This is a genomic window from Nocardia sp. NPDC060249 (assembly GCF_042728755.1).
Lineage (GTDB): Bacteria > Actinomycetota > Actinomycetes > Mycobacteriales > Mycobacteriaceae > Nocardia.
This window is the reverse complement of record NZ_JBHXAQ010000010.1, coordinates 1-23,418: the sequence shown is the minus strand read 5'-3', so window position 1 is coordinate 23,418 and position 23,418 is coordinate 1. Positions and strand designations below refer to the sequence as shown.

Annotated in this window: 26 protein-coding genes, 1 rRNA gene and 1 riboswitch; of the genes, 7 read left to right on the top strand and 20 right to left on the bottom strand. The window is 68.2% G+C overall.

Features of this window, described 5'->3' with window-relative positions; translation table 11 throughout:
• Positions 1-29: 29 nt before the first annotated feature.
• Positions 30-1,067, bottom strand: a complete 1,038-nt coding sequence (nadA, locus tag ACFWFP_RS27230; RefSeq protein WP_358072383.1) for a quinolinate synthase NadA — start codon at positions 1,065-1,067, stop codon at positions 30-32.
• 78 nt (positions 1,068-1,145) lie between these two features.
• Between nadA and ACFWFP_RS27225 the strand changes: the two genes are divergently transcribed.
• Positions 1,146-1,862: an NUDIX domain-containing protein gene (locus ACFWFP_RS27225; protein ID WP_379299620.1), complete on the top strand. Its 717-nt coding sequence runs from the start codon at positions 1,146-1,148 to the stop codon at positions 1,860-1,862.
• A gap of 72 nt (positions 1,863-1,934) precedes the next feature.
• Complete coding sequence (locus tag ACFWFP_RS27220) at positions 1,935-2,429, top strand: nitroreductase/quinone reductase family protein (RefSeq protein WP_379299618.1); 495 nt, start codon at positions 1,935-1,937, stop codon at positions 2,427-2,429.
• 11 nt (positions 2,430-2,440) lie between these two features.
• Here the strand turns inward: ACFWFP_RS27220 and ACFWFP_RS27215 are convergent, their stop codons facing one another.
• From ACFWFP_RS27215 to bioB, 6 genes are all read right to left on the bottom strand, one after another.
• Positions 2,441-2,608 (bottom strand): hypothetical protein, encoded by a 168-nt coding sequence (locus tag ACFWFP_RS27215; protein ID WP_379299616.1) that lies wholly within the window; start codon positions 2,606-2,608, stop codon positions 2,441-2,443.
• Between the two features lie 94 nt (positions 2,609-2,702).
• Entirely contained in the window at positions 2,703-3,842 is a 1,140-nt protein-coding gene (locus tag ACFWFP_RS27210; protein WP_379299614.1) for an AI-2E family transporter, read from the bottom strand.
• Between the two features lie 61 nt (positions 3,843-3,903).
• A complete protein-coding gene (locus ACFWFP_RS27205; protein WP_379299612.1) occupies positions 3,904-4,437 on the bottom strand; it encodes a DUF1353 domain-containing protein in 534 nt (177 codons plus the stop codon).
• Positions 4,438-4,507: 70 nt separating this feature from the next.
• Positions 4,508-5,158: a DUF2567 domain-containing protein gene (locus ACFWFP_RS27200; protein ID WP_379299610.1), complete on the bottom strand. Its 651-nt coding sequence runs from the start codon at positions 5,156-5,158 to the stop codon at positions 4,508-4,510.
• On the bottom strand, positions 5,158-5,367 hold the full coding sequence (locus ACFWFP_RS27195; RefSeq protein WP_067459555.1) for a hypothetical protein: 210 nt from the start codon (positions 5,365-5,367) through the stop codon (positions 5,158-5,160). The genes ACFWFP_RS27200 and ACFWFP_RS27195 overlap by 1 nt, the downstream gene beginning before the upstream one ends.
• Before the next feature lie 84 nt (positions 5,368-5,451).
• Complete coding sequence (bioB, locus tag ACFWFP_RS27190; protein ID WP_378637307.1) at positions 5,452-6,465, bottom strand: biotin synthase BioB; 1,014 nt, start codon at positions 6,463-6,465, stop codon at positions 5,452-5,454.
• Between the two features lie 147 nt (positions 6,466-6,612).
• On the opposite strand from bioB, the gene ACFWFP_RS27185 reads away from it, so the two are divergent.
• Positions 6,613-7,197: a TetR/AcrR family transcriptional regulator C-terminal domain-containing protein gene (locus ACFWFP_RS27185; RefSeq protein WP_379299608.1), complete on the top strand. Its 585-nt coding sequence runs from the start codon at positions 6,613-6,615 to the stop codon at positions 7,195-7,197.
• Here ACFWFP_RS27185 and ACFWFP_RS27180 read toward each other — a convergent pair whose 3' ends face one another.
• Positions 7,198-8,343: an alpha/beta fold hydrolase gene (locus ACFWFP_RS27180; RefSeq protein ID WP_379299606.1), complete on the bottom strand. Its 1,146-nt coding sequence runs from the start codon at positions 8,341-8,343 to the stop codon at positions 7,198-7,200.
• Between the two features lie 111 nt (positions 8,344-8,454).
• A complete protein-coding gene (locus tag ACFWFP_RS27175; protein ID WP_379299604.1) occupies positions 8,455-9,213 on the bottom strand; it encodes a DUF6597 domain-containing transcriptional factor in 759 nt (252 codons plus the stop codon).
• Positions 9,214-9,275: 62 nt separating this feature from the next.
• Between ACFWFP_RS27175 and ACFWFP_RS27170 the strand changes: the two genes are divergently transcribed.
• Positions 9,276-9,842: a TIGR03086 family metal-binding protein gene (locus ACFWFP_RS27170; RefSeq protein ID WP_379299602.1), complete on the top strand. Its 567-nt coding sequence runs from the start codon at positions 9,276-9,278 to the stop codon at positions 9,840-9,842.
• Positions 9,843-9,878: 36 nt separating this feature from the next.
• Here the strand turns inward: ACFWFP_RS27170 and ACFWFP_RS27165 are convergent, their stop codons facing one another.
• The 5 genes from ACFWFP_RS27165 to ACFWFP_RS27145 are packed head-to-tail and all read right to left on the bottom strand — an operon-like array spanning position 9,879 to position 15,189.
• Positions 9,879-11,102: an MFS transporter gene (locus ACFWFP_RS27165; protein ID WP_379299600.1), complete on the bottom strand. Its 1,224-nt coding sequence runs from the start codon at positions 11,100-11,102 to the stop codon at positions 9,879-9,881.
• Positions 11,103-11,151: 49 nt separating this feature from the next.
• The gene (locus ACFWFP_RS27160) at positions 11,152-12,501 is read right to left on the bottom strand and encodes an LLM class flavin-dependent oxidoreductase (RefSeq protein ID WP_379299598.1); all 1,350 of its coding nucleotides are present in this window, start codon (positions 12,499-12,501) and stop codon (positions 11,152-11,154) included.
• Complete coding sequence (locus ACFWFP_RS27155) at positions 12,498-13,262, bottom strand: ABC transporter ATP-binding protein (protein WP_379299596.1); 765 nt, start codon at positions 13,260-13,262, stop codon at positions 12,498-12,500. The genes ACFWFP_RS27160 and ACFWFP_RS27155 overlap by 4 nt, the downstream gene beginning before the upstream one ends.
• Positions 13,238-14,098 (bottom strand): ABC transporter permease, encoded by an 861-nt coding sequence (locus ACFWFP_RS27150; protein WP_379299594.1) that lies wholly within the window; start codon positions 14,096-14,098, stop codon positions 13,238-13,240. Before ACFWFP_RS27150 ends, ACFWFP_RS27155 begins: the two co-directional genes overlap by 25 nt.
• The gene (locus ACFWFP_RS27145) at positions 14,098-15,189 is read right to left on the bottom strand and encodes an ABC transporter substrate-binding protein (RefSeq protein WP_379299592.1); all 1,092 of its coding nucleotides are present in this window, start codon (positions 15,187-15,189) and stop codon (positions 14,098-14,100) included. The genes ACFWFP_RS27150 and ACFWFP_RS27145 overlap by 1 nt, the downstream gene beginning before the upstream one ends.
• Positions 15,190-15,272: 83 nt before the next feature.
• A riboswitch (cobalamin riboswitch) is annotated at positions 15,273-15,398 on the top strand.
• Between the two features lie 32 nt (positions 15,399-15,430).
• On the opposite strand from ACFWFP_RS27145, the gene ACFWFP_RS27140 reads away from it, so the two are divergent.
• From ACFWFP_RS27140 to ACFWFP_RS27130, 3 genes are read left to right on the top strand one after another with little or no spacing between them, the layout of a single operon-like run.
• Complete coding sequence (locus tag ACFWFP_RS27140; protein WP_379299590.1) at positions 15,431-16,462, top strand: FecCD family ABC transporter permease; 1,032 nt, start codon at positions 15,431-15,433, stop codon at positions 16,460-16,462.
• The gene (locus ACFWFP_RS27135) at positions 16,459-17,289 is read left to right on the top strand and encodes an ABC transporter ATP-binding protein (RefSeq protein ID WP_379299588.1); all 831 of its coding nucleotides are present in this window, start codon (positions 16,459-16,461) and stop codon (positions 17,287-17,289) included. Before ACFWFP_RS27140 ends, ACFWFP_RS27135 begins: the two co-directional genes overlap by 4 nt.
• Entirely contained in the window at positions 17,286-18,317 is a 1,032-nt protein-coding gene (locus tag ACFWFP_RS27130; RefSeq protein WP_379299586.1) for an ABC transporter substrate-binding protein, read from the top strand. The genes ACFWFP_RS27135 and ACFWFP_RS27130 overlap by 4 nt, the downstream gene beginning before the upstream one ends.
• A 23-nt stretch (positions 18,318-18,340) precedes the next feature.
• Here the strand turns inward: ACFWFP_RS27130 and ACFWFP_RS27125 are convergent, their stop codons facing one another.
• The 6 genes from ACFWFP_RS27125 to rrf all read right to left on the bottom strand — a co-directional run.
• Positions 18,341-18,811 (bottom strand): SRPBCC domain-containing protein, encoded by a 471-nt coding sequence (locus ACFWFP_RS27125; RefSeq protein WP_379299584.1) that lies wholly within the window; start codon positions 18,809-18,811, stop codon positions 18,341-18,343.
• Positions 18,812-18,846: 35 nt separating this feature from the next.
• Positions 18,847-20,043, bottom strand: a complete 1,197-nt coding sequence (locus ACFWFP_RS27120) for an ROK family protein (protein ID WP_379299582.1) — start codon at positions 20,041-20,043, stop codon at positions 18,847-18,849.
• Between the two features lie 25 nt (positions 20,044-20,068).
• On the bottom strand, positions 20,069-21,310 hold the full coding sequence (locus ACFWFP_RS27115; RefSeq protein ID WP_379299580.1) for a sugar ABC transporter permease: 1,242 nt from the start codon (positions 21,308-21,310) through the stop codon (positions 20,069-20,071).
• On the bottom strand, positions 21,307-22,071 hold the full coding sequence (locus ACFWFP_RS27110; protein ID WP_379299578.1) for an ATP-binding cassette domain-containing protein: 765 nt from the start codon (positions 22,069-22,071) through the stop codon (positions 21,307-21,309). The genes ACFWFP_RS27115 and ACFWFP_RS27110 overlap by 4 nt, the downstream gene beginning before the upstream one ends.
• Positions 22,071-23,156: a sugar ABC transporter substrate-binding protein gene (locus ACFWFP_RS27105; RefSeq protein ID WP_379299576.1), complete on the bottom strand. Its 1,086-nt coding sequence runs from the start codon at positions 23,154-23,156 to the stop codon at positions 22,071-22,073. Before ACFWFP_RS27105 ends, ACFWFP_RS27110 begins: the two co-directional genes overlap by 1 nt.
• Before the next feature lie 171 nt (positions 23,157-23,327).
• Positions 23,328-23,418, bottom strand: a 5S ribosomal RNA gene (gene rrf / locus ACFWFP_RS27100); the annotation flags it as partial.

Below are 23,418 nucleotides of genomic sequence, written 5' to 3'. Positions count from 1 at the left end.
TCGTTACCGGCTCGGCCGAACGGTGCCGGTCACTCTCCACCACCGGAGTTGCCGATGGCGATCATCCGCTGCACCGAGGCGCGACCGGCCTCGGCCATCGCGAGGTCGACGTGCACCTCGTCGGCGCCCTCGACGAGGCAGCGCAGCAGCGCGGCGGGGGTGATCATCTTCATGTACTTGCAGGACGCGCGGTCGTTGACGGCCTGGAAGTCGATCCCGGGGGCCGCCTTGCGCAGCTGGTGCAGCATGCCGATCTCGGTCGCCACCAGCACCTGGTTGGAGTGCGACGCCTTCGCCGCGTCGATCATCCCGCCGGTCGACAGGATGTGCACCCGCTCGGCCGGGAACGCGCCCTCGCCGGCCAGGTACAGCGCCGAGGTGGCGCAACCGCACTCCGGGTGCACGAACAGCTCGGCATCGGGGTGGGTGCGGGCCTGCTCGGTGAGCTCGTCACCGTTGATGCCGGCGTGCACGTGGCACTCGCCCGCCCAGATGTGCATGTTCTCGCGCCCGGTCTCGCGCTTGACGTGCGCGCCGAGGAACTGGTCCGGCAGGAACAGCACTTCGCGGTCGGGGTCGATCGAGTCGACCACGTCGACGGCGTTGGAGGAGGTGCAGCAGATGTCGGTGAGTGCCTTCACCTCGGCGGTGGTGTTCACATACGACACCACCATCGCGCCGGGGTGCTCGGCCTTCCAGGCGCGCAGTTCGTCGGCGGAGATCGAGTCGGCCAGCGAGCAGCCCGCGCGCTGGTCCGGGATGAGCACAGTCTTGGCCGGGCTGAGGATCTTGGCCGTCTCCGCCATGAAGTGCACGCCGCAGAACACGATGGTGCCCTCTTCGGCCTCGGCCGCGATGCGCGACAGGGCCAGCGAGTCGCCGACGTGGTCGGCCACGTCCTGGATCTCGGGCAGCTGGTAGTTGTGCGCGAGGATGGTCGCATTGCGTTCGCGCGCCAGGCGGCGCACCTCCTGCGCCCATTCCGGCGTCGCCTCGACACCCGCGTAGCCGGTGGGTCCGTCGAAGACCGAATCCATCAGCGTCCGCTGTGCAGTCGTCGTCGCCATGGTGGCTCCCTTCATCGTGCGAGCGGCTCCATCGCCGCGATTCGCACCAAACCAGGTTTTCGACTTACAATCGAAAACGTGCCCCATAGTAACACCATCCACGAATCGCTCACCGCGGTGTTCCAGGTTCGCCGCTTCCCCTCGAGCATTTCCGCAGGTAGAGGCGCCAAGCACCCGGAGTTGGCGGTTCTGCTGTGGGAACGCGCGCTCGATCCACAGAAGGGCACGTGGTCGCTACCGGGCGGCCGCCTGCGCGACGACGAAGACCTCGACACCTCCGCCCGGCGCCAGCTCGCCGAGAAGGTCGACGTGCGCGATCTGCACCACCTCGAGCAGGTATCGGTGTTCAGCCACCCCGACCGCGTCCCCGCCCCGCGCCGCATCGCCTCGGCCTACCTCGGCCTGGTCCCCCTCACCACCGAACCCGAACTCCCGTCCGACACCACCTGGCACCCGGTCTCGAATCTGCCCGACATGTCCTTCGACCACCGCACCGTCGTCGACCACGCCCGCACCCGCCTGGCCGCCAAACTCTCCTACACCAACATCGCCTACGCCCTGGCCCCCGGCACCTTCACCATGTCGACCCTGCGCGAAATCTATTGCGCCGCACTGGGCTACGACGTGGACACCACCAACCTCCAGCGAGTCCTCACCCGCCGCAAGGTGATCACTCCCACCGGCGACACCGCCCCGTCCGGCCGGGCAGGCGGCCGTCCCGCGGCGCTCTACCGCTTCACCGACTCCGGCCTGCGGGTCACCGACGAGTTCGCCGCCCTCCGGCCTCCGACCTGACCGAAATACGTGCTAGCCGTGGCAGTCGGTCGAGAGCCGAAAGTTGTCGGTGGCCGGTGCCACACTGCGAGCATGGACAACGACGCGACGGACGCGAAGCAGACCACCTCCTACGACGACCCGGATGCTCCTTGGAACAAGGAGTTCTCCGAGGAGGAGATGGCGGGCTGGAACGACGGGGTCATCACGGAGTTCCGCGAGAACCAGGGTCGGGTCGGCGGCGACTACGCGGGCGCCACCCTGCTGTTGCTGACGACGACGGGCGCCAAAAGCGGTAAGCCGCATGTGGTTCCGCTCGGCGCGCTCTATCGCGGCGATCTGATGTATGTGAGCTCGTTCATCGAGGACCGGTACCCGGCCTGGTATCACAACGCCAAGGCCGACCCACGGGTCACGATCGAACTGGGTGGCGAGAAGTTCGCGGCGACAGCCGACGTGCTCACCGGCGAGCGCTACGACGAGTTCGCGGCATGGGCGCTGGCGGAGAACTCCTTGCTGGCCGAGTATCAGGCCAAGGTCGACAAGCCGCTTCCGCTGGTGGTGCTGACCCGGACAGCACCGGAATAGTCCCGGCGGCGTCAGGAATCGTGGCGGCGATCGCGATGCTTCGGCGAGCGCCGGTAGGTGCGCCCGCTGGGCACCGCGGTGGCGGCGGACGAGCTGCGCAGGGCGTGGCGGCGGCGCCAGGCGACCAGATCCGGTCGCTCGGCGGGCGGCTCAGTGGCTTGCCCGGCTGCGGTCTTCATGGTCACGGTCCTCCCCGAAATACGATGCCGCCAGGATAGGGAGCGCGTCCGGCCACATTCCACTGGTTTTCGGTACGCCGATCCGCCGCGCTCGCTATTGCTTGTCGACTGCCGTCTCGGGCTCGGCCGGTTTGCCCGATTTCTTCTGCGGCGTGGGTTTTGGGTCGATCGGCGCACCGATCAACACATCCGCCCAACGCGTTGTCGGATCGATGTCGAACAGCAGCGCCTTCACCAGCAGCGTCAGCGGAATCGCCAGCAGCGCACCGAGCGCACCGATCACCCACGCCCAGAACACCAGCGACAGGAACGTGATGGTGACCCCGAGACCCACGGCGTCACCGACGAACTTCGGCTGAATGATCGACTGGATCACGAAATTGATCACCGAATAGACCACGATCACCCAGATCATCAGCACCGGTCCGCTGTCGAGCAGGGCCAGCAGTGCGGGCGGGATGACGCCGATGACGAACCCGACGTTCGGGATGTAGTTGGTGATGAACGACAGCAGCGCCCACAGGATCGGCAGCGGCACCCCCATCAACCACAGTGCCCCACCATCGATCACGGCCACGATGGCGCCGAACACCGTGGACACGATGAGGTACTTGCGTGTCCCGGTGACGAAATTGCCCAGCGCCTGCGCGATCGCGGGCCGTTCGCGAGCCACGATCGACAGCCTGCGGTCCATCGTCATCCCGTCGACGGCCATGAACAGCAGCAAGGCCACCACGAAGAACAGATTCGAGAAGACTCCGAGCACACCGCCGACCAGTTCCTCGATGACACTCGCGGCCTTACCCAGGTCGATGCCGCTGAGCGCCTTGTGGATCTGATCGGAGCTCACCCCGAGATCCGACAGCCAGTTGCGCCCGTGGTCGAGCAATTCGTTGAGCTTGTCGGCATATTCGGGCAGCAGCGAGGCCAGCTGCACCGCCGACAGTGCCAGTGCCCCACCGATGCCGAACAGAATGGCGATCACCGCCACCAGTGCCGCGGCCATGCCGAGCCAAGCGGGCCAGCCCTTGCGACGCGCCCAGCTCTGAATCGGTTGCACCGCGATGGTCAGCATGAGGGCGAGGAAAACCGGTCCGACGATGCCGGAGAAGGCCTTCAGACCGCCGATGGTGACCACTCCCGCGCCGAGCGAGAGCAGCACGATCAGACCGCGCGGAATCGACCATTCGACGGGCGGGGCCGGGGGCGCGGTGTCGGTGCTCGGCTCGGACATGCGCCGAACGATAGCCACGCGAAGACGCCGCCACCTCCCCCGTTCCGGGTGAGATCCGCGATCAGGCGGTCTTCATCTGCGGTGTCGGCGGCGGCGCCACGGTGCGTCGGGTGATCCGCCCCAGCGCCCAGAAGCCCAGCTCGACCACCCAGAACACCAGCAGCGCCGCGGTCACCACCAGGACCGGGACCGCGAGAAAGAGCAGCGAGGGCACCGCGATCAGCAACCACCCGAGCACATCGACCGAACGCGCCCCACGGAGCCGGCTGCCCAGGCGCACCGCCGTCCACATCATCCAGCGCCGCGGTACCGAGACCCCGGCCTCGTGCAGGCTGCGCCGGAATATCCCGTCGGCGTCGGCGGGACCGACTTCGTCTGTGCGGCACAGATAGTCGTGCAGGATCGCGGCTCTGGTGTAGGCACCGTAGCGCGGGATCAACCACACCAGCGCGCGCGGCACCGAGGCGAAGTCGGTGCGGAATCCGGCTGGCACCGTGAAGGTTTCGACCGCGCCCTGGTAGGTGAGCGGTTCGGTGAGCCGCCAGAATTTCGCGTCCAGTTCCTCGACGACCGGACCACCACCGATGAATCCCACGACCGTTCCTCTCACACGACAGCCGGTATCTACCTGCTGTTATGCGAAAATGGTATCGCGCGAGGGCCGCTCAGCCGCGTGGTTGCGAACTCGGATCGAAATCGCCGCTCGGCCGATACTGTTCGGCACCGTAGGGCAGGCGGTAGTCGTCGGACTCGTCGCCGGCATCGGCCGGACGCAGGTCGCCGAGCAGCCCGGCCGCGCCGGAATCCAGATCCACGGCCGGGTGCAACGCGGCGAGGAACAACAACACCAGGGCGGCGAGGAACGGCTGGATCAGCAGCGCGAGATCGGTCCCGACCTCCGCCGGCAGCGCGACGATCTGGCCGATCGCCGGATCGTCGGGTCGCGGATGACGCAGGCCCGCAACCCATTCCCCGATCCACATCATCAGCACAGCGCCCAGCCCCGAGGCGAGCAGCATGCCGAGTACGAGCGCGGGCCCGCGCGTGGTCCGCACCCGCCACGCCCCGACCGCACTCAGCACCGCGACCACCGCGCCGAAGCACAGGAACATCCCGACCGCGTCGAACAGGTGCAGGCTCTCGCCGGTGAGCACCGCGGCGCGCCCCGGCTGGGTCACCCGCAACCGCTCGGTCGGGGCGAGCAGACCCCACACCACCCCGGCCGCCGCACTCGCCACCAGCACCGCGGCCATGACGAGGCCAACGCCGATGACCTCGCGCCGCAGCACCTCGGGGCGCTCCCCGCGGCCGAGCACTACCGGCGTTCCAACTGTGCCGATTCGATGACGCCGTGGCGTGAGCACTTGGCCCACCAGCCGTCGGGGCTGATCTGCACGATCATCCGGCGTCCACACTGCTCGCAGAATCGCGGTGGTTCGAGGCCGAGCGTGGCCGACGCGGGCGTGACGTCGTCGATCCCGGGCACGATCCGCTTGCCGGTGAACGGGTTGTAGCGCTCGTCCAATGCGATTACCGCCTCCGTGACGTGTGACTCGGCGGTCGCGTCATCCCTGCCGACCTGGGTCGATACTCGATCGTACACAGCGTTTTACAGGGTTTCGTTGAGCGCCTTGATCGGCATGCTCAGCTCACCGAGCAGATCGAGGTCGGACTCGGCGGGACGGCCCAGGGTGGTGAGGTAGTTGCCGACGATCACGGCGTTGATCCCACCGAGCATGCCCTGCTTGGCGCCCAGGTCGCCGAGGGTGATCTCGCGACCACCGGCGAAACGCAAGATGGTGCGCGGCATCGCGAGCCGGAAGGTGGCGATCGCGCGCAGCGCGTCGGCGGCGGGCAGCACCTCCAGGTCACCGAACGGGGTGCCGGGTCGCGGGTTGAGGAAGTTCAACGGGACCTCGTCGGGGTTCAGCGACGCCAGCTGCGCGGCGAACTCGGCGCGCTGCTCGATGGTCTCGCCCATGCCGAGGATGCCGCCGCAGCACACCTCCATGCCGGCCTCGCGCACCATCCGCAGGGTTTCGAAACGCTCCTCGTAGGAGTGGGTGGTGACCACCTTGGGGAAGTGCGACTTGGCGGTCTCGAGGTTGTGGTTGTAGCGGTGCACACCCATCGCGGCGAGCTGGTCGACCTGCTCCTGGTTGAGCATGCCCAGCGAGCACGCGACCTGGATGTCGACCTCGTTGCGGATGGCCTCCACACCGGCGGCGACCTGCGCCATCAAGCGCTCGTCGGGACCGCGTACCGCGGCGACGATGCAGAACTCGGTGGCGCCGGTCTTGGCGGTCTGCTTGGCAGCCTCGACCAGGCTGGGAATGTCGAGCCAGGCCGCGCGCACCGGCGACTGGAACAGGCCCGACTGCGAGCAGAAGTGGCAGTCCTCGGGGCAACCGCCGGTCTTGAGGCTGATGATGCCCTCGACCTCCACCTCGGGGCCACACCACTTCATCCGCACGTCGTGGGCGAGCTCGAGCAGCGCTTCCAGGTGTTCGTCACCCAGGCGCAGCACCTCGACGGCCTGCTGCTCGGTGAGGCCCTCGCCGCGCTCGAGCACCTGCTCACGGGCGATGGCCAGAATATCGGTCTGGACGGGTGCCTGCGTCACGACGTGATGTCCCTTCGACGGGGTGTGCGCACGTGCCGTGGGTGTGCTCCCCCGGCGTGGCCGTGCAACTTGAACGGTGTTCAGGATAGGGTAGCGGCTACGAGTGAACCACGACACTCGGGTCGCAAAATTGTCGAAAGGACGCGCGTGCAATTGCGGAAGACGGATGTGGTCGATGCCGCCGTCGCGATTCTCGATCAGTACGGGCTCGCCGATCTGACGATGCGCCGCCTCGCGGGCTCGCTGCAGGTGCAGCCGGGGGCGTTGTACTGGCATGTCAAGGACAAGCAGACCCTGCTCGGCGCGGTGGCCGACCGGATTCTCGCCCCGATGGACGAGCCGATCGCAGCCACCGAATGGCCCGCCCAGCTCACCGAGCTGGCGCATCGACTGCGCGACTGCCTGCTCGCCTATCGCGACGGCGCCGAACTGGTCTCGGCCACCTACGCTTCGCGGCTGACCACCAGCAAGGCGCGTGAACGCCTGGCGGGCATCGTGATCCGTGCCGGGATGACCAGGGAGGAAGCCGATCTCACGGCCTACACCCTGCTCTACTACGTGCTCGGCCAGACCGTCGACGAACAGTCGCGCATGCAGATGGACTCCATCGGCGCGCTGCCCGAGGACAACACACCGTTGCTCGACACCCCTGACCCCACCGCTCGCTTCGACTTCGGCTTGCAGCTGTTCATCGCCGGCGTGCGCACCATCCTCGGGACCCGGGTGCGCTGATCAGGGCGGGTCGTTGCGATTGGCTTCCTGATAGCGCCGCACGAACGGCAGGACCTGCGCTTCGATGACCGCGTTGTACTCGGCGGGTCGCTGAATCGGATTCGCGTGCTCGATCTGGGTCGGCCGCACCACCAGCAGGGTGCCGTCGACGCCGCCGGACTGTTCGATCAGCACCTTGTGCGAATACTCCACGTCCACCACGCCGTCGCGGGCCCCGTCGCGTGGCCGGATGAACACGATCGCCGGGTTGCGCTTGTCCGGATGCGGCTTGCCGAGCGCCCGCAGATCCGCGGTGCCGCCGCCCGCGACGATCGCCAGGAACTGCGCCTCGATCAACCCGTTGCCCGCGGCGTCGCGGGAGAAGATCTTGTCGCGCAACACCTGCGCGGACGCCTCGCGCATCGCGCGCCAGTCGATATCGAACGACAGCCCGTCGCGCTGCGCGAAACGTTCACGCCGAGCCGACATCTCGACCACGAACCGCAGGATCCTGCTCTCCCTGGCACCGGGTAACCAGCCCAGCCATCGCACGAGATCGGCACCGCGACTGCGACTCTCCGGGCGGACCGCGTCCAGATTCATCGGCGTGCAGTCGAGCAGAACGGCCACCAATCGCCGATCGCTGCCCAGGTGGATGTGCCGCGCCACCTCCAGCGCGATGATCCCGCCCATGCTGTGACCGACCAGCACGATATTGCGCACATTGCCGTAGCGTGCGGCGCGCACGATCATGTCGGCGATGACCTTGGTGTCGATACCCGCGTTGTCGTAGCGCACCGCCCACACCACCCCGAGGCGGCTGAGCGCGGGCAGGGCCTTGGCGGTCGGCGTCGCGTTGACTCCCCCGAGCCCGACCAGATCGACGACGGCGGTATCCCAATCCCGGGCATCGGCGGGCAGATTCGCGGGCAGCAACTCCGGTGCGGTCTGTGCCAGCCGCTCGCGTTCGGGAACCACATCGTGGACCCAGTACTGCCCGAACACGATCATCGCGACCAGCAGGACCCCGAGTATTCGCAGCAGCACCAGTCTGGTCCGGCGCCAACTGCCCCACGTGTGTCCGAGCCGGGTTTCCCGCAACCGTTCCCGCCGACGCGCATCGTCGAAGTCCGCGACGGTGGACGGATGCCGATCGAATGACGACATATTTCCACTGTAGGGACAGTCGAATCCGAGCGCTTGCCGCCGCCGTCGCGCGCACCGCCGCGCAGCAGCCGGCTCGGGTACCGCCGCCGCCTGCCCTGCCGGTCGGGGTCGTCACTTCTCGCACGACTCGTACCGTTGCGCGTAGTGCGTCGGTGGTTCGCCGAAGATCGCGCGGAAATCGCGGCTGAGGTGCGGTTGGTCGGCGTAGCCGAGATCTGCCGCGAGTGCGGCCCAGTCGGTCTCGACGCCGTCGGCGAGCCGCACGGTGACCTCCTGCAAACGGTAGCGGCGGATCACCCACTTCGGTCCGATGCCGACATACTCGGCGAACAACCGCTGCACCCGGCGCACGGTCGTCCCGCAGCGCCGCGCGAGCGTGTCGACCGTGGTGATGCCCGCGTCACCGGCGATCATCGCCACCATCCGCGCTGCGTTCTCCGCGGCCGGATCGGCGACGGGCAGGTGCGCGCGCAGATACCGTTCGACCGACACGACATCCACCGGATCGGGCAACCGCGGGCCGAAAACCGGTGCGGCGTCGATCACTCGATCGCGCAGGTTCGCTACCGGACCGTCCAGGAAAGGACCGAACATGCCGGGCCGGAAGGCCACGCCGAACACCGAACCCGCACCGGTGAGCTCGCGGTGGACATGTGAGGACGAGGGGCCGTGCAGTTCGGCGCGACCGTCGCGAAACGTCAGGTGCACATTCGGCAGCGGCGCGACCAACTGCCGATACGGCCGCTCGTAATCCCAGGTGACGGCCCAGTACCGCTCGACGTATCGCGCCAGGTCGTCGGACGGTGCGATGAACGTATGGCGCTGCGACAGCTGCCAGGCGCCGCCCAGTTCGCGGGGGTCGCGTTCCACCCGGCGAGTCTATGTCGCGTTTGTTCAAGACAGCGCCCTCGTCGCGGTGGTTACCTCGGTACATGTCCGAAAACGAACGTGTCGCGCGCGCCGCGACGACAATGTCGAAGATCATCCGCACCGTGGAGCCGAGCCGGCTCGCCGACCCGACACCCTGTGCCGAGTTCGACGTCCGGGCCCTGATCGCTCACCTGCTGTTCTGGGGACCGTCGCTGGTCGGCGCCGCCCGCAAGGAAGCGGTGGCGCCCGCCGAATCCGCTGTCGATCTCACCGACGACTGGGCCGCGGCCCTCGACTCGCACCTCGACGAACTCGCCACCGCGTGGCGCGACCCCGCCGCGTGGCAGGGCGTCACCTACATGGGTGGACCGATGGAACTTCCCGCACCGCTGGTCGGCGGGATGGTGGTCGCCGAACTGATCGTCCACGGCTGGGACCTCGCCCGCGCGGTCGGCAACACGCCACACTGGGACGACGACCTGCTGCGCGATACCTACAGCGACACCGCCGCCACCGCCGACCAGGGCCGTGAGATGGGGATCTACGGCCCCGAGGTCCCCGTCGCGGCTTCCGCCCCGCTCCTCGACCGTATCCTCGGCCTCACCGGACGCGACCCCGCCTGGCCTTAGTCCGGCCGAGCGCCGCAGGCTACCCCGGCGGCACGGTCAATTGCTCTCCACCGGCTCCCGGGTTTCCTTCGGACTCGCGGCCTGCGGTGGCGGCGCCGTCATCGCGCCAACCGGACGTCCGGGGAACCAGCGATACATCGCGGCCGCTCCACCGAGCCCCGCCACCGCGAGCGCTCCCGCCGCCGCGCCGAGCACTGTCACCGCGCTGATCGCGCCGACCGCGATCGGGCCCGCGAACATCCCGATGTCGTGGGTGAGCCGCCAGGCGCCGAGGAACTCCGCGCGCTGACCCGCCGGCGCGACATCGGCGCCGACGGTCATGATCACGCCGTTGCTCAACCCGTTGGCGAAGCCGAGCAGCACGGCGACAGCGGTCAGCCCGACCACCGACCCCGCGAACGGCAACGCGGCATACCCCGCCGCGAAGGCGATCATCGCGGGAACGCCGATCGCCTTGCGACCGTAGCGATCCAGCCAGATTCCGGCCGGATACGACATCAGCACATCCACCGCGCCCGCGATACCGAACACGATGCTGGTGGTCGCCGCGTCGGCGCCGATGTGCACCGCCCACAACGGCAGCAGCGATTGTCGTGCGGCCCGTGCCGCACCCATGAGCAGAGCGCCGAGTCCGAGCGTGCTGAGCAGCTTGCGATGCTCGACCACCACCGCGCGAATCGTGTTGTCGCTGACCACCGTCGGCGAACCATCGGTCTCCGGCATGGCGAACACCAGCGCACCCGCCACCAGCATGGCGACGAGCTGGATCCACAGCCCACCGATCGGACCGAGCCAGTGCACCGCACCCGCCCCGAGGAAGGGCCCGGCGAAGAACCCGAACCGCATCCACCCGGCCAGCGCCGAAAAGGCCCGTCCCCGATCGGCGCTCGGCACCACGGCCACGATGTAGGTCTGTCTGGCCAGCCCCCACACCGCTCCCGAGGCGCCGTTGATCAGCAGCCCGACCGCGAACACGGCGATATTCGGCGCGAGGATGGCCACGAGCAAGCCGAGCGCGCAGGTGAACGAGCCGAGCGCGATGGCCTTGCGCTCCCCGGTGCGGGCCACCAGCCAGCCCGCGGGCAGATCGCCGAGAATGAGCCCGAAGCCCATCATGGCGACGACCACGCCCGCGGTGCCGACCGACGCGCCGAGTTCGAGTGCGCGCAGCGGCAGCATGGGAGCCGCTGCGCCCGAACCGATTCCGTAGATGGCGGACGGAACGAAGACCGCCAGCGCCATGGATCGCAGCTGGGTCACGGCGCCATCACCGACCGGCGGGTGCCGGGCCGGCTACTACAGCCCACCGTCATCCGGCTAGTGCGGCACTGCGGGCGAACTTGCTTTCCGGGCGCGCGAGCCCGAAGTGGTCGCGCAATGTGGTCCCGGTGTATTCGGTGCGGAACAGTCCGCGCTCCTGCAGGATCGGCACCACCGTTTCGGCGAATACCTCGAGCCCACCCGGGTAGTACGGCGGCATCACGTTGAAGCCGTCCGCCGCGCCCTGGGTGAACCACTCCTCGATGGTGTCGGCCACTTGCTCGGGAGTTCCCGCGAACACCCGGTGTCCGCGCGCACCGGCCAGCCGGTGCAGCAGCCCACGCAGCGTCGGCCGTTCCCGCTCGACGATCCCCGCCACCACCTGCAATCTGCTGCGCGCGTTGTCGGTGACATCGCCCGCCCCCGCGAACACTTGCGCGGGCACCGGTTCGTCGAGCGCGAGACCACGCAGCGACGTGCCGGTGATCGATTCCAGCTGTTTGATCCCGTATTCGGGCACCGTCAGCTCGTTGAACTCGCGTTCCAAACGCAGCGCGGCGGCCTCGGTGTCGGCGATGAACGGGCTGATACCCGGCAGGATCTTCACCTCGTCGGCGGTGCGGCCGAACTCGGTGGCCTTGGACTTGATGTCGGCGTAGAAGGACTGCGCGTCCGAAAGCCGTTGATGCGCGGTGAAGATCGCCTCCGCGTACTTGCCGGCGAAGGCGCGCCCCTCGTTCGAGGCGCCCGCCTGCACCAGGACCGGGCGTCCCTGCGGTGTCCGCGCGGCGTTGAAAGGGCCACGCACACTGAGGTGCTCGCCGACGAAGTCGATCGGATGGATCTTGTCCGGATCGGCGTACACACCGGCGGCGCGGTCGAGCACGATCGCGTCGTCCTCCCAGCTGTCCCACAGCCCGACCACCGCGTCGACGAATTCCCGTGCGCGGGCATAGCGTTCGGCGTGATCCGGGTGGCGTTCGAGCCCGAAGTTGGCCGCGGCCAGGTCGGTTCCGGTGGTGACGATGTTCCAGCCCGCGCGTCCACCGGAGATGTGGTCGAGCGAGGAGAACAGCCGCGCCAGGTTGTAGGGCTCGTAGTAGGTGGTGGACGCGGTCGCGATCAGGCCCAGATGTGTCGTCGCCGCGGCGATCGCGGTGAGCAGCGTGATCGGCTCCAGGCCGGGCGCCGCATTGTGACGAACATCGGTGCGCAGGGCGGGACCGTCGGCGAAGAACACCGCGTCGAGCTTCGCCGCCTCCGCGGTGCGCCCGATCTCCTGATAGTAGGAGACGTCGTAGATGCGGTCGGGCCTGCTGTCGGGATGCCGCCAGGCGGCCTCATGGTGCCCGGACGGGTAGATGAACGCGTTCAGACTCAGTTGACGCGGTGCACTCATGAGGCCTGTTTCACTTTCTCTGACTCTGTTGTGTCGACGCCGAGCCCGGTCAGCAGTACCTCGCGCAGCCGGACGAACTCCGGGTGCGCGTGCCTGCGCGGGCGCGGGGTCTCGATGCGTTGGTCGATCGTGATCCGGCCCTCGTCGAGGACCAGCACCCGATCGGCGAGCAGCACGGCCTCGTCCACATCGTGGGTCACCAGCAGCACGGCGGGCCGATGCCGCTCGCACAGCGCCTGCAACAGGGCGTGCATCCGAATCCGGGTCAGCGCGTCGAGCGCGCCGAACGGTTCGTCGGCCAGGAGCAATTCCGGCTCACGCACCAGCGACCTGGCCAAGGCCACCCGCTGCTGTTCGCCCCCGGAAAGCTCACGCGGCCAGGCCTTCTCCCGTCCGGCCAGCCCGACTTCGGCCAGTGCGGACCGCCCGCGTTGCTGCGCGTCGCGCCCGGTCAGCCCGAGCACCACATTGTCGAGTACCCGCGTCCACGGCAGCAGCCGCGAGTCCTGGAACACCACCGCGCGCTGCGTCGGCACCGTCAGGTCACCGGATCCGGGCACTTCGGAATCGAGTTCGGCCAGTGCCCGCAGCAGCGTGCTCTTACCGGAACCGCTGCGCCCGAGCAGCGCGACGAACTCACCGCGCCGGATCTCGATGTCGATGCCGTCCAACACGATTCGCTCGCCGAAGCCGCGCGTCAGGGCGCGGGTGCGGACGACGACCCGCTCGTCGGAGCTCAGTCGCCCAGTGTCTGTCGCCATGCCAGCACCCTTCGTTCCGTTGCCCGCACGGCGAGGTCGCCGAACAGTCCGAGCAGTCCGTATATCACCAGGCCGACGACGATCACATCGATCTGCCCGTAGGTGCGCGCCTGCGTCATCAGATAGCCGATGCCGCTGGTCGCGTTGACCTGTTCGACCACAACCAGCGCGAGCCAGGAAATGGTCACCGCCAGCCGCAACCCGAGGAAGAAGCCGGGCAGCGAACCCGGCAGCGCGATCCGCCGCAGGAAACCCCACCGCGACAGCCCGACCGTCTCGGCGAGTTCCACATAGCGCGCGTCGACGCTGCGCAGGTAGGCGTGGGTGTTGATGTAGATCGGAATGAGCACGCTGGTGGTGATCACGATCAGCTTCATCTGCTCGCCGATCCCGAACCACACGATGAACAGCGGGATCAGTGCCAGCGTCGGGATCGCCCGCTTGATCTGCACCGGACCGTCGACTACGGCTTCACCGATCCGGCTCAGCCCCGCGACCAGCGCGAGCACCACGCCGATCGCCACACCGAGGACCAGGCCGATCACGGCCCGCTGCAACGAGGTCAGCAGGTTGGACTGCAACCGGCCGTCGGCGATCAGCTCGCCCGCGGTCTGCGCGACGGTCCACGGCGCGGGCAGGGTCTCCGGGTCGATGGCCCCGATCGCGGAGCCGATGACCCAGGTACCGATGAGCAGAACCGGACCGAGGGCGAAGCCGAACGGGATCGGCTTGCCGGGTCCCAGTCTGCGCCGGCCTCGCCCGCGCGGGGCGAGTGCCTCGACCGGGGCGGTGCTGGTCCTGAGTTTGCGCAGCGCCCCGGCATCGATGGTGGCCATCAGCTCACCGCCGGTGCGTACGCGGCTCCGCTGGCGGTGACCGCCTCGGTGACCGCGGCGTCGAAGCGCAGGTCGAAACCGTCGACGGCCTTGATCTTCTTGGGCAGCTCGCCCACGGCGTCGATCGCGTCGATGGTGGTCTGCTGCCGGGCGATCAGCTGCTGGTCCAGGTGCGGGAAGGTGTAGGTGCCCAGCGATTCGACGATCCGCTTGGCGTCGTGGGCGCTGACCTTCTGGCTTCCGACGTAGTAGCGGGTGGCCCATTCCTCGCGATGGGTGTTGGTCCACTGCCAGGCGCGCACGAACGCGCCGACCAGAGCACGGGTGGCGGCGGCCTTCGCCGGATCCTGGACCACCGCCCGGCGCGCGTACAGGTAGGCGAGGCCGCTGTAGATGCCCGTGGTCTCCGAGTCCGGGATCAGCGAGGCGCCCTCGGTGCGGAGGAACCGGGTCACGTTGGGTTCGATCAGCGGCGCGACGTCGACCTGCGCGGTGCGGACCGCGTCAGGGAACTCGGCCAGCTGCAGCCGGACCAGCTCCACATCGGTGGGCTTCAGACCCGCCTTGGTGAGCGCCTTCAGCACCGCTGCCTGCTGGGCGGTGCCCTCGGCGTAGGCGATCTTCTTGCCCTTCAGGTCGGTGAGCTTGCTGATCGAACGGCCCGGCGCCACAGCGAGTTTCAGGGCCTGGGGGTTGGTCTGGTAGGAACCGATGATCGGCACGTCCTGGCCCGCGGCCAGCGCGTGGATCGGCGGCACATCGCCGACCTGACCGACGTCGGCCGCGCCCGCTCGGAACGCCTCGAGGATGGCCGGGCCGCCGACGAAGTTGGCGAACTCGATCTTGAACGGCAGCTTGTCCAGCTCACCGGACAGCCGCAGCGCCGATTGCAGGCGTTCCGACTGATCGGCGACGACGAGCGTGGTGCCCGGTGGAACCTCGGTGGGCAGTGGCGCGTCGGGGGTGCCGACCGGTGTGTCGTTGCCTTGCGCGCAGCCGGTCAGGCCGAGCGTCGCAACGGTTGCCATCGCGAGGAGTGCGGCGGTGGCGCGGCCACGCAGGCCGGGTCGAAAGGTGTTCGGTCGGTACATAGACGAATTCAAGCAACCGCGATCGTCCCCGAACACTATTAGCGTTTCCATGATTTGAAGGGCCCGGCTCCGCATCGGCACTGCGTGCCGCGGTAAAATTCGGGTGCCAACCTCGGCGGGTGCGGGAATCCGGTGCAACTCCGGAACGGTCGCGCCACTGTGATCGCCTCGCGGCGAAAGTCAGACCTCCCTCGCCGGGACACCCGCTGAAAGGGCCGCGCTTGCCTGTGGAGAATTCGCGATGATCCGTGCTCGGATCTCGCTGGCGCTACCCCTGCTCGCGGTGTTGCTGCTGGTCGCCATGATCGGTGCCACCGGATTCGGCGCCGAGATCGTGCCCGTGTCCGCGGTGCTCGACACCCTCACCGCGCGACTCACCGGCGTGACACCCACCGACCTCGGCATCGACACCATCGTCTGGCAGCTCCGGGTGCCGCGCACCCTGCTGGCAGCGGTGGTCGGCGCGGGGTTGGCGCTGGCCGGGGCCGCGATGCAGACGCTGGTGCGCAATCCGCTGGCAGATCCTTTCCTGCTCGGTGTCTCCTCCGGCGCGGGTGTCGGCGCGGCCGCGGTCATCACCTCCGGGTTGTTCGCCGGTGCGGGGATCTGGGCGCTGTCGGGCGGTGCGCTGCTCGGCGCGCTCGGCGCCGCGGCCCTGGTGTTCCTGATCGCGTTCGCCCAGGGCGGTCTCACGCCGCTGCGGCTGGTGCTCACCGGCACCGTGCTCGGGTCGGCGTTCGCCGGGTTCAGCAGTTTCCTCGTCTTTCGCAGCACGGATCCGGCGGCGGCGGAGTCGGTGCTGTTCTGGCTGCTCGGCAGTCTCGCCGGTGCCGATTGGACGACCATCGCCCTGCCCTTGACGGTGGTGGCGGTCTGCGGCGCGATCCTCCTGGCGATCGCCGGATGGCTGGACGCGCTCACCCTCGGCGCGGAAACCGCGTCGTCGGTCGGCGTCCCGGTGCGACAGCTGCGCATCGGTCTGTTCGTGCTGCTCGCGGTGCTCGTCGGCGTCCTGGTCGCGGTGTCGGGCGGCATCGGCTTCGTCGGCCTGGTCGTTCCGCACGCCGCCCGGATGATCGTCGGCCCCCGCCATCGCCATCTGCTTCCCACCTGCGCACTCGGCGGTGCCCTGTTCCTGGTGGTGGCCGACGCGGCAACCCGGATCCTGGTGCGTCCCACCGAAATCCCGGTCGGCGTGCTCACCGGTCTCATCGGCGCACCCACCTTCCTGCTGCTGATGGGCAGGCGGCGCTACCAGTTCGGCACGCCATGAGGCTGCGCGCCGTCGAACCGGATCCCGGATCGCGCGCCCGGACCACCGAGGGCGCACTCCGGGCGGACACGCTGAGCTGCGCCATCGGTCGACGCACCATCGTCGCCGGAACGGACTTCTCGATCGAGCCGGGGGAAACCATCGGTGTCGTGGGTCCCAACGGCAGCGGCAAGTCGACATTGCTTCGGGTCTTGGCCGGGGTAGCCCGGCCGAGCCATGGCCGCGTGCTCGTGGACGGTCAGCAGCTGCACGCTCTTCGGCCGCGACAGCGGGCGGCGACGGTGGCCTTGGTGGCGCAGGACGAGAACCCGCCCGCCGACATGCTGGTGGGCGAAGTGGTCGCCCTCGGGTTGACGCCGTATCTGCCACCGTGGGGCCTGGGTGCCCCGCGCGAACAGCAGCGGGTGGCACAGGCTTTGGCGTCGGTGGATCTGCCCGGTTTCGCGGGCCGGCAGGTACAGCACCTGTCGGGCGGCGAACGGCAGCGGGTGCTGCTCGCCCGGGCGTTGCTCCAGGACACCCCGGTGCTACTGCTCGACGAGCCGACAAACCATCTCGACGTCACCCACCAGCTGGAATTGCTCGCCCTCATCCGAAGCCTGAACCGGACCGTCGTAGCCGCCCTGCACGATCTGTCCCTGGCCGACCGCTACTGCGATCGGATCATCGTGCTGCACAACGGTTCCACCCGACCACCGGCGCCACCGGCGCGGGCGCTGACCCCCGATGTCGTGGCCGAGGTATTCGGTGTGGACGCGACACGCGTCCAGCACCCGGCGACCGGCGAAGACCACCTGTTGATCACCCCGCGAGAGGCGCGACGATGAAGAACCACGGCCGGATCCTGGCCACCACTGCCCTTGCCGCCGTCCTGACGGCCTGCTCCGGAACAACCACGGGATCCGCGACGACGATCCCGATCCTCAACTGCGGCAAGGAAACCCCGTTCCCCGCCCCCGCGCAGCGGATGTTCGTCAACGACGGAAATCTCATCTCGATGGTGCTCGCCCTCGGCGCGCAGGACCAGGTCGTCGCGGTCTCCAGCATTCAGCGCGACGCAGGCACACTGCGTGCGCACTACGGTGCCGACATCGTCAACGGCTTGAACTCTGTTGCGCCCGAGTACCCTTCGCGTGAGACGGTCCTCGCCCAGCGGCCGGACGTCATGGTCGCCGGCTGGAGCTACGGCTACGACGAGGCGAGCAACCTCACCCCCGCCTCACTGCGCAAAGACGGCGTCGCCGCCTACGTCCTCACCGAGAGCTGTCGCCGAATCGACGGCGCGGCCGCCCGCGGCACCGTGGAACCGTGGACCGCGTTGCGCACCGACCTCACCGACCTCGGCACGATCACCGGCCACCCCGAGCGCGCGGTCGAGGTCGTCACCGATCTCGACCGCAGGCTCGCCGCCCTGACGGCCGCACCGAAACCGGCGCGCACCCCGACCGTGTTCCTGTTCGACAGCGGCACCGACACCATCTACTCCAGCGGGAAATACGGTGCGCCCCAAGCGATCCTCGAAGCGGCGGGAGCGCGCAATATCCTCGACGATGTCGACGACACCTGGACCAAGGTCTCCTGGGAACGGCTCGCGGCCGCCGACCCGGACGCGATCATGTTCGTCGACTACCCCGGTCAGAGCTACGCCCAGAAGGTCGACCTGCTGCGCGCCAAGCCCGGTATCAACGGTCTGCGCGCGGTTCGCGACAGCCGGTTCTTCAACCTGCCGTACGCGCTGTGGACGAGCGGTCCGCTCAACATCGATGCCGCGGAGCAGATCCGCAAGCAGCTCGAGACGTGGAACCTCGTCCCCACCTCGGCGATCACGCCGCGCGCCGACGACGCGGTGCGCTGAGGTCCGGATTCGCCGGACGATGGTCAGTCGCGCGATTCCCGCTCGGCCAGCGCCGTCAGTTTCGACAGCGACTGGTGCCAGGTTCTCTCGTTGTCGGCGGCGCTCAGCCCCGGCGGAACCCCCTCGTGCAAGGTATCGAGGTGGGTGCCGCCGTCGGCGTCGGTCAGGGTGAACGTCACTGTTTGGGCACCGGTCATATCCGGGATCTCGGTGACGAATTCCAGCACCTCGATGATCTGCTCATCCGGCACCAGCGTACGGAACGTCCCGAAACAGGCGTCGCGGTGCGGCGGCCGCGTCTCACCCTCGGCCGTCGGCACGTCATAGGTGAGGGTGATCGAGAACGATCCGCCCTCTTTCGGCTCGAACCGGTGCACTTCGGCCGTGATCCCGGGCGGGGGCATCCAGGCCGCGACCGCGTCGGCATCCAACATCAGGCGGTAGACGGTCGAGCGCGGCGCGTTGATCTGCGTGCCGATCCTTGTGGTCGCCATTCCTTCACGATAGTCGCGAGACCGGCGCCGATCGATCACCTGCCGGAGCTGCGTGCCAGTGTCTGCAGTGGATCGGTCAGCACGTCGGCGAACGCCAGTTCCGCGGCCCCGACCAGCGGAGCGTCGTCGGCCAGCGCGGAGGTCCGCAGGCGAACGCCTTCGCGGACTGCGAGTAGTCCGTTCACCGCCAACCGGCTGCGGACCTGCGCGGCCGAGGCGAGGTAGATCTCCCGCAGAACACCACCGAACACGACCATCGTCGGGTTGAAGATGTTGACGAGATTGGCCACCCCGTAGCCGAGCCAGTCGCCGACCTGGTGCAACGCGTCGCGGGCGACCGCGTCACCACGAGCCGCCGCGTCGACGATCGCCTCGACCGCTGCCCGACCGGTGAGGTCGGCACGCCCCGCCAGCGCGATCAGCGCCAGCTCCCCCGCCTCGGCCTCCAGGCAGCCCCGTGAACCACACCGGCACGTCCGCCCGCCGGGGTTGACGATCATGTGCCCGACCTCGCCGCCGTAGCCGCCCTCACCCGCGAGCAGCTCACCGCCCATGATGACGCCACCGCCGATGCCGACCTCACCGTGCAGATAGATCAGATCCGGCACCCCCGCACCGACGCCACGCTCGCGCTCGGCGAGCGCACCCAGATTGGCGTTGTTGCCGACCACGACCTCCACACCGAGCCGCTCGGACAGTTTCGCGCCCACCGGCACGTCCACCCAGCCGATGTTCGGCCCGTACCGCACCACGCCGTCGCCCTGCCGAACCATCCCACAGAACGCGAGACCGACACCCACGCAGACACTGTCGCGTCCTGCCGTGCCGATCATCGTCTCCGCCAGCACCGCCAGGGATTCGATCACCTCGTCGGGATCGAAGGCCGTACTGTCACGTGGTGTTTCACGCCGGTCGAGAATCACACCGCCCAGACCGACCCGCGCCACCGCGAGCCGGTCCGCCCCGACGTCCAACGCGAGCACGAATACCCGCTCCGATTCCGGCCGCACCACCAGCGACGGCCGTCCGGCCTTGCCGGTCTGGCGGGGCAGCTCCTCGCTCACCAGCCCGGCGGCGGCCAGATCGGTGGTCAGCGCCAGAATTGTGCTGCGGTTCAGGCCCATTCGCTCGGCCAGCTCCGCCCGCGAGACTGGACCACTCAGGTGGACGTGGCGCAGCAGCACGGCGAGATTGCGTGTTCGGATCTCGTCCGGGGCGGGTGCAGCCCTCATCCGGCCCAGCCTTCCCGGTCGATGGTCAACTTCCTGGCAGCGAACGCTTGCGCGACAGCGCGTCCACCCCCGCCGCGAGCAGCAGGACAAATCCTGTCACAACGAATTTCGTGCCCGCGCTGTAGCCCATCAGGCCCATCCCGTTGTTGATCACCGCGACCACCGCGGCACCGAGTACCGCATCGAGCATCCGGCCACGCCCACCGAACAGGCTGGTCCCACCGATCACCGCCGCCCCGACCGCGGTGAGCAGGACATCGGAACCACCGGTGTTCGGATCGACCGAATTGGCCCGCGAGGCCGCGATCAATCCGCCGACGGCGGCCATCGCCGAGCACAGCACGAAGGCGCTGATCTTGATCCGGTCGACCGGAATGCCCGCGCGGCGAGCCGCTTCCACGCTGCCGCCGACCGCGTAGACATGCCTGCCGAACGAGGTGCGATTGAGCACGAATGTCCACAGCAGCAACAGCGCGATGATGATGGGCACCACGATCGGCATGCCCTGCAGCGAGTTGACCTCGGGATTGCGACTGCGCTCGTCGTTGAGCACCAGCACCGCTGTCCCCGCGACGAGCGCCACCGCGACGATCCGCAACGCGACCACCGGTGCCGTCTCGCCGGTCAGCCCGAGTCTGGTGCGCGCCCGCAACTTCCGGTACTGCACGAACGAGAACCCGCCCACCAGGGCCAGGTACATGACCCAGCCGAGTAGCGGCGGCACATTCTTGTTGGCGATCGCCAGGATCGTCTCGTCGTGGATGGAGATATTGCGGCCGTTGTCCATGATCTTCAGTGCCACGCCCTGCAGCGCCAGGAACGCGGCCAGCGTCACCACGAACGACGGCACCCCGATCTTCACCACGATCGCACCGATGGTCAGCCCGATCACCACACCGGTGAGCAACGAGACGAGCACCGCCGCGTACCAGGGCCAGCCCTGGTCGGTGAGCAGGACCGCCAGCACCGCGGCACACACCCCACTGGTGAAGCCGGCCGACAGATCGATCTCCCCGAGCAGCAGCACGAAGATCAAGCCCATGGCGATCACCGCGATGGCGGCGCCCTGGGTGAGCAGGTTCGCGATATTGCCCTGGGTCATGAACACCGGCCGCGCGATCCAGAAGACGACCGACAGCACGACCAGCGCGATGACCGAGGGCAGCGCACCCATGTTGCCGCTCCGAATCCGCGCGACATAGCCGGTGACCAGCTCGGTCACCGGTGCGACAGGCTCGGCGGCCTTGTCCGTCACGACCACGCTCATGCCTGCACTCCGATTCCGAGACTTCCACTGCGACCGGCGGTGATCAGTTCGACGACCTGCGAATGCGTCATATCGGCGGTCCGTACCTGTGCGGCCATCCGGCCCAGATACAGCGCCGCGATGCGATCCGACACCGCGAAGACGTCGTTCATGTTGTGCGAGATCAGCACCACCGCAAGACCTTTGTCGGCCAGGCGGCGCACCAGTTCGAGGACCTGCTGAGTCTGGGCGACACCGAGCGCCGCGGTCGGCTCGTCCAGAATCACCACCTTGCTGTTCCACAGCACGGCCTTGGCGATGGCCACGGTCTGGCGTTGTCCACCGGACAGGCTCGCCACCTTCTGACGCACGGACTTCACCGTGCGCACCGACAGCCCGGCCAGGGTCGCGCCCGCGAGCTCCTCCATGCCGTATTCGTCGAGCACGATGCCGTGCTTCTTCTCCCGGCCGAGGAACATGTTTTGCACGATGTCGAGGTTGTCGCAGAGCGCGAGGTCCTGGTAGACGATCTCGATCCCCAGTTCGGCCGCATCCCTCGGATTGCCGATCTGCACCGGCTCACCGTCGAACAGCACCTCGCCCGCGTCGATGGCATGGGTGCCGCCGATGCATTTGACCAGGGTCGACTTGCCCGCGCCGTTATCGCCGACCAGGGCTGTCACCTCACCGCGGTAGGCGGCGAAGTCGATATCGTGCAGAACATGGACCGGGCCGAAACTCTTCGCTAATCCGCGCAATTCGATGAGCGGGGTGTCGGTCATCAGCGGACGCCGTTGTCCGCGCAGAGCTTGGTGAACTCACCGGCGCACAGCTCGGCTTTGTCGACGAACCCGTCCGCGACGACGTCGTTCACGTTGTTCTTGAAGATCGCCTTCGGCTCGAGCAGTACGGCGGGCACCTTCGACTTCGCCTCGGGATCGTCGACGCTGCTCGGCGCCTCGCCATTCTCACCCTTGGCCAGGGCGATCGCCAGCTTCGCGCCGGCGGCGGCCTCGAGCTTGATCGCCTTGTACACGGTCATGCACTGATCACCGGCCAGGACGTTCTGCAGACCCTGGACCGTGGCGTCCTGCCCGGTCACCGGGATCTGCCCGTTCAGCTTCTGCTTCTTCAGTACCGCGATGGCCGCGTTGGCCAGCCCGTCGTTGGCCGCGACGGTGCCGGCGAGGTTCGGCGTGCCGGTGAGCATCTGCTCGAAGATGGTGCCCGCCTTGGTGTTGTCCCATTCCGGGACGGCCTGATCCGGACCCTTCACATACTCGCCCGCGTCGAACTTCGGCTTCAGCGCGCCGTCGTACCCGCTCTTGAACAGGGCGGCGTTGTTGTCCGTCGGACCGCCGTTGAGGTAGGCGACGACCGGCTTCGCGGCCTGCTTGTCGGCCAGGCACTTCGCCAGGCCGTCGCCCATGAGCTGTCCGACCTTCACGTTGTCGAACGACACGTAGTACGGCGCGCCGCCGCCGAGGGTCAGCCGGTCGTAGTCGATCACGGTCACACCCTGGGCCTTGGCCTTCTGGATGACCGCCTTACCGGTGCCGCTGTCCAGGTTGGTGATCATCAGCACCGAGGCGCCGTTGGTGATCATCTGATCGGCGATGGTCTGGAAGGCGTTCTTGTCGCCCTGGGCATTCTGGATGTCGGCCTTGATCCCCGCGGCGTCGAACGCCTGCTGAAGGTACTTGCGATCCGCTGTCTCCCACCTCGCCGAGGTCTTGCTGTCGGGCAGGATCACGCCGATCTCGGCACCGCCTCCCGAGGAGGTGGAGGTGTCGTCACCGCAGGCGGTGAGCGTAGTGGTGAGAAGTGCGATCGAGACGGCCGCGATGCCGAAGATCCCCTGACGCATGAGCGTGGGCCTTTCGTGGAACCACCGCCTGTGGGCGGTCGAGCTGGAGCGAATGTTGTTCTCGACAACATACTCCAGGGTGACCTGGCCCACATGGGAATCGGACACAGAGGTGTCCTGGGAACGCAAAAAGGCCCTCCAACCGAAGTTGGAGGGCCTTTCGCAATGATGTTCCGGCAGTGTCCTACTCTCCCACACCCTGTCGAGTGCAGTACCATCGGCGCAGGTGGCCTTAGCTTCCGGGTTCGGAATGGGACCGGGC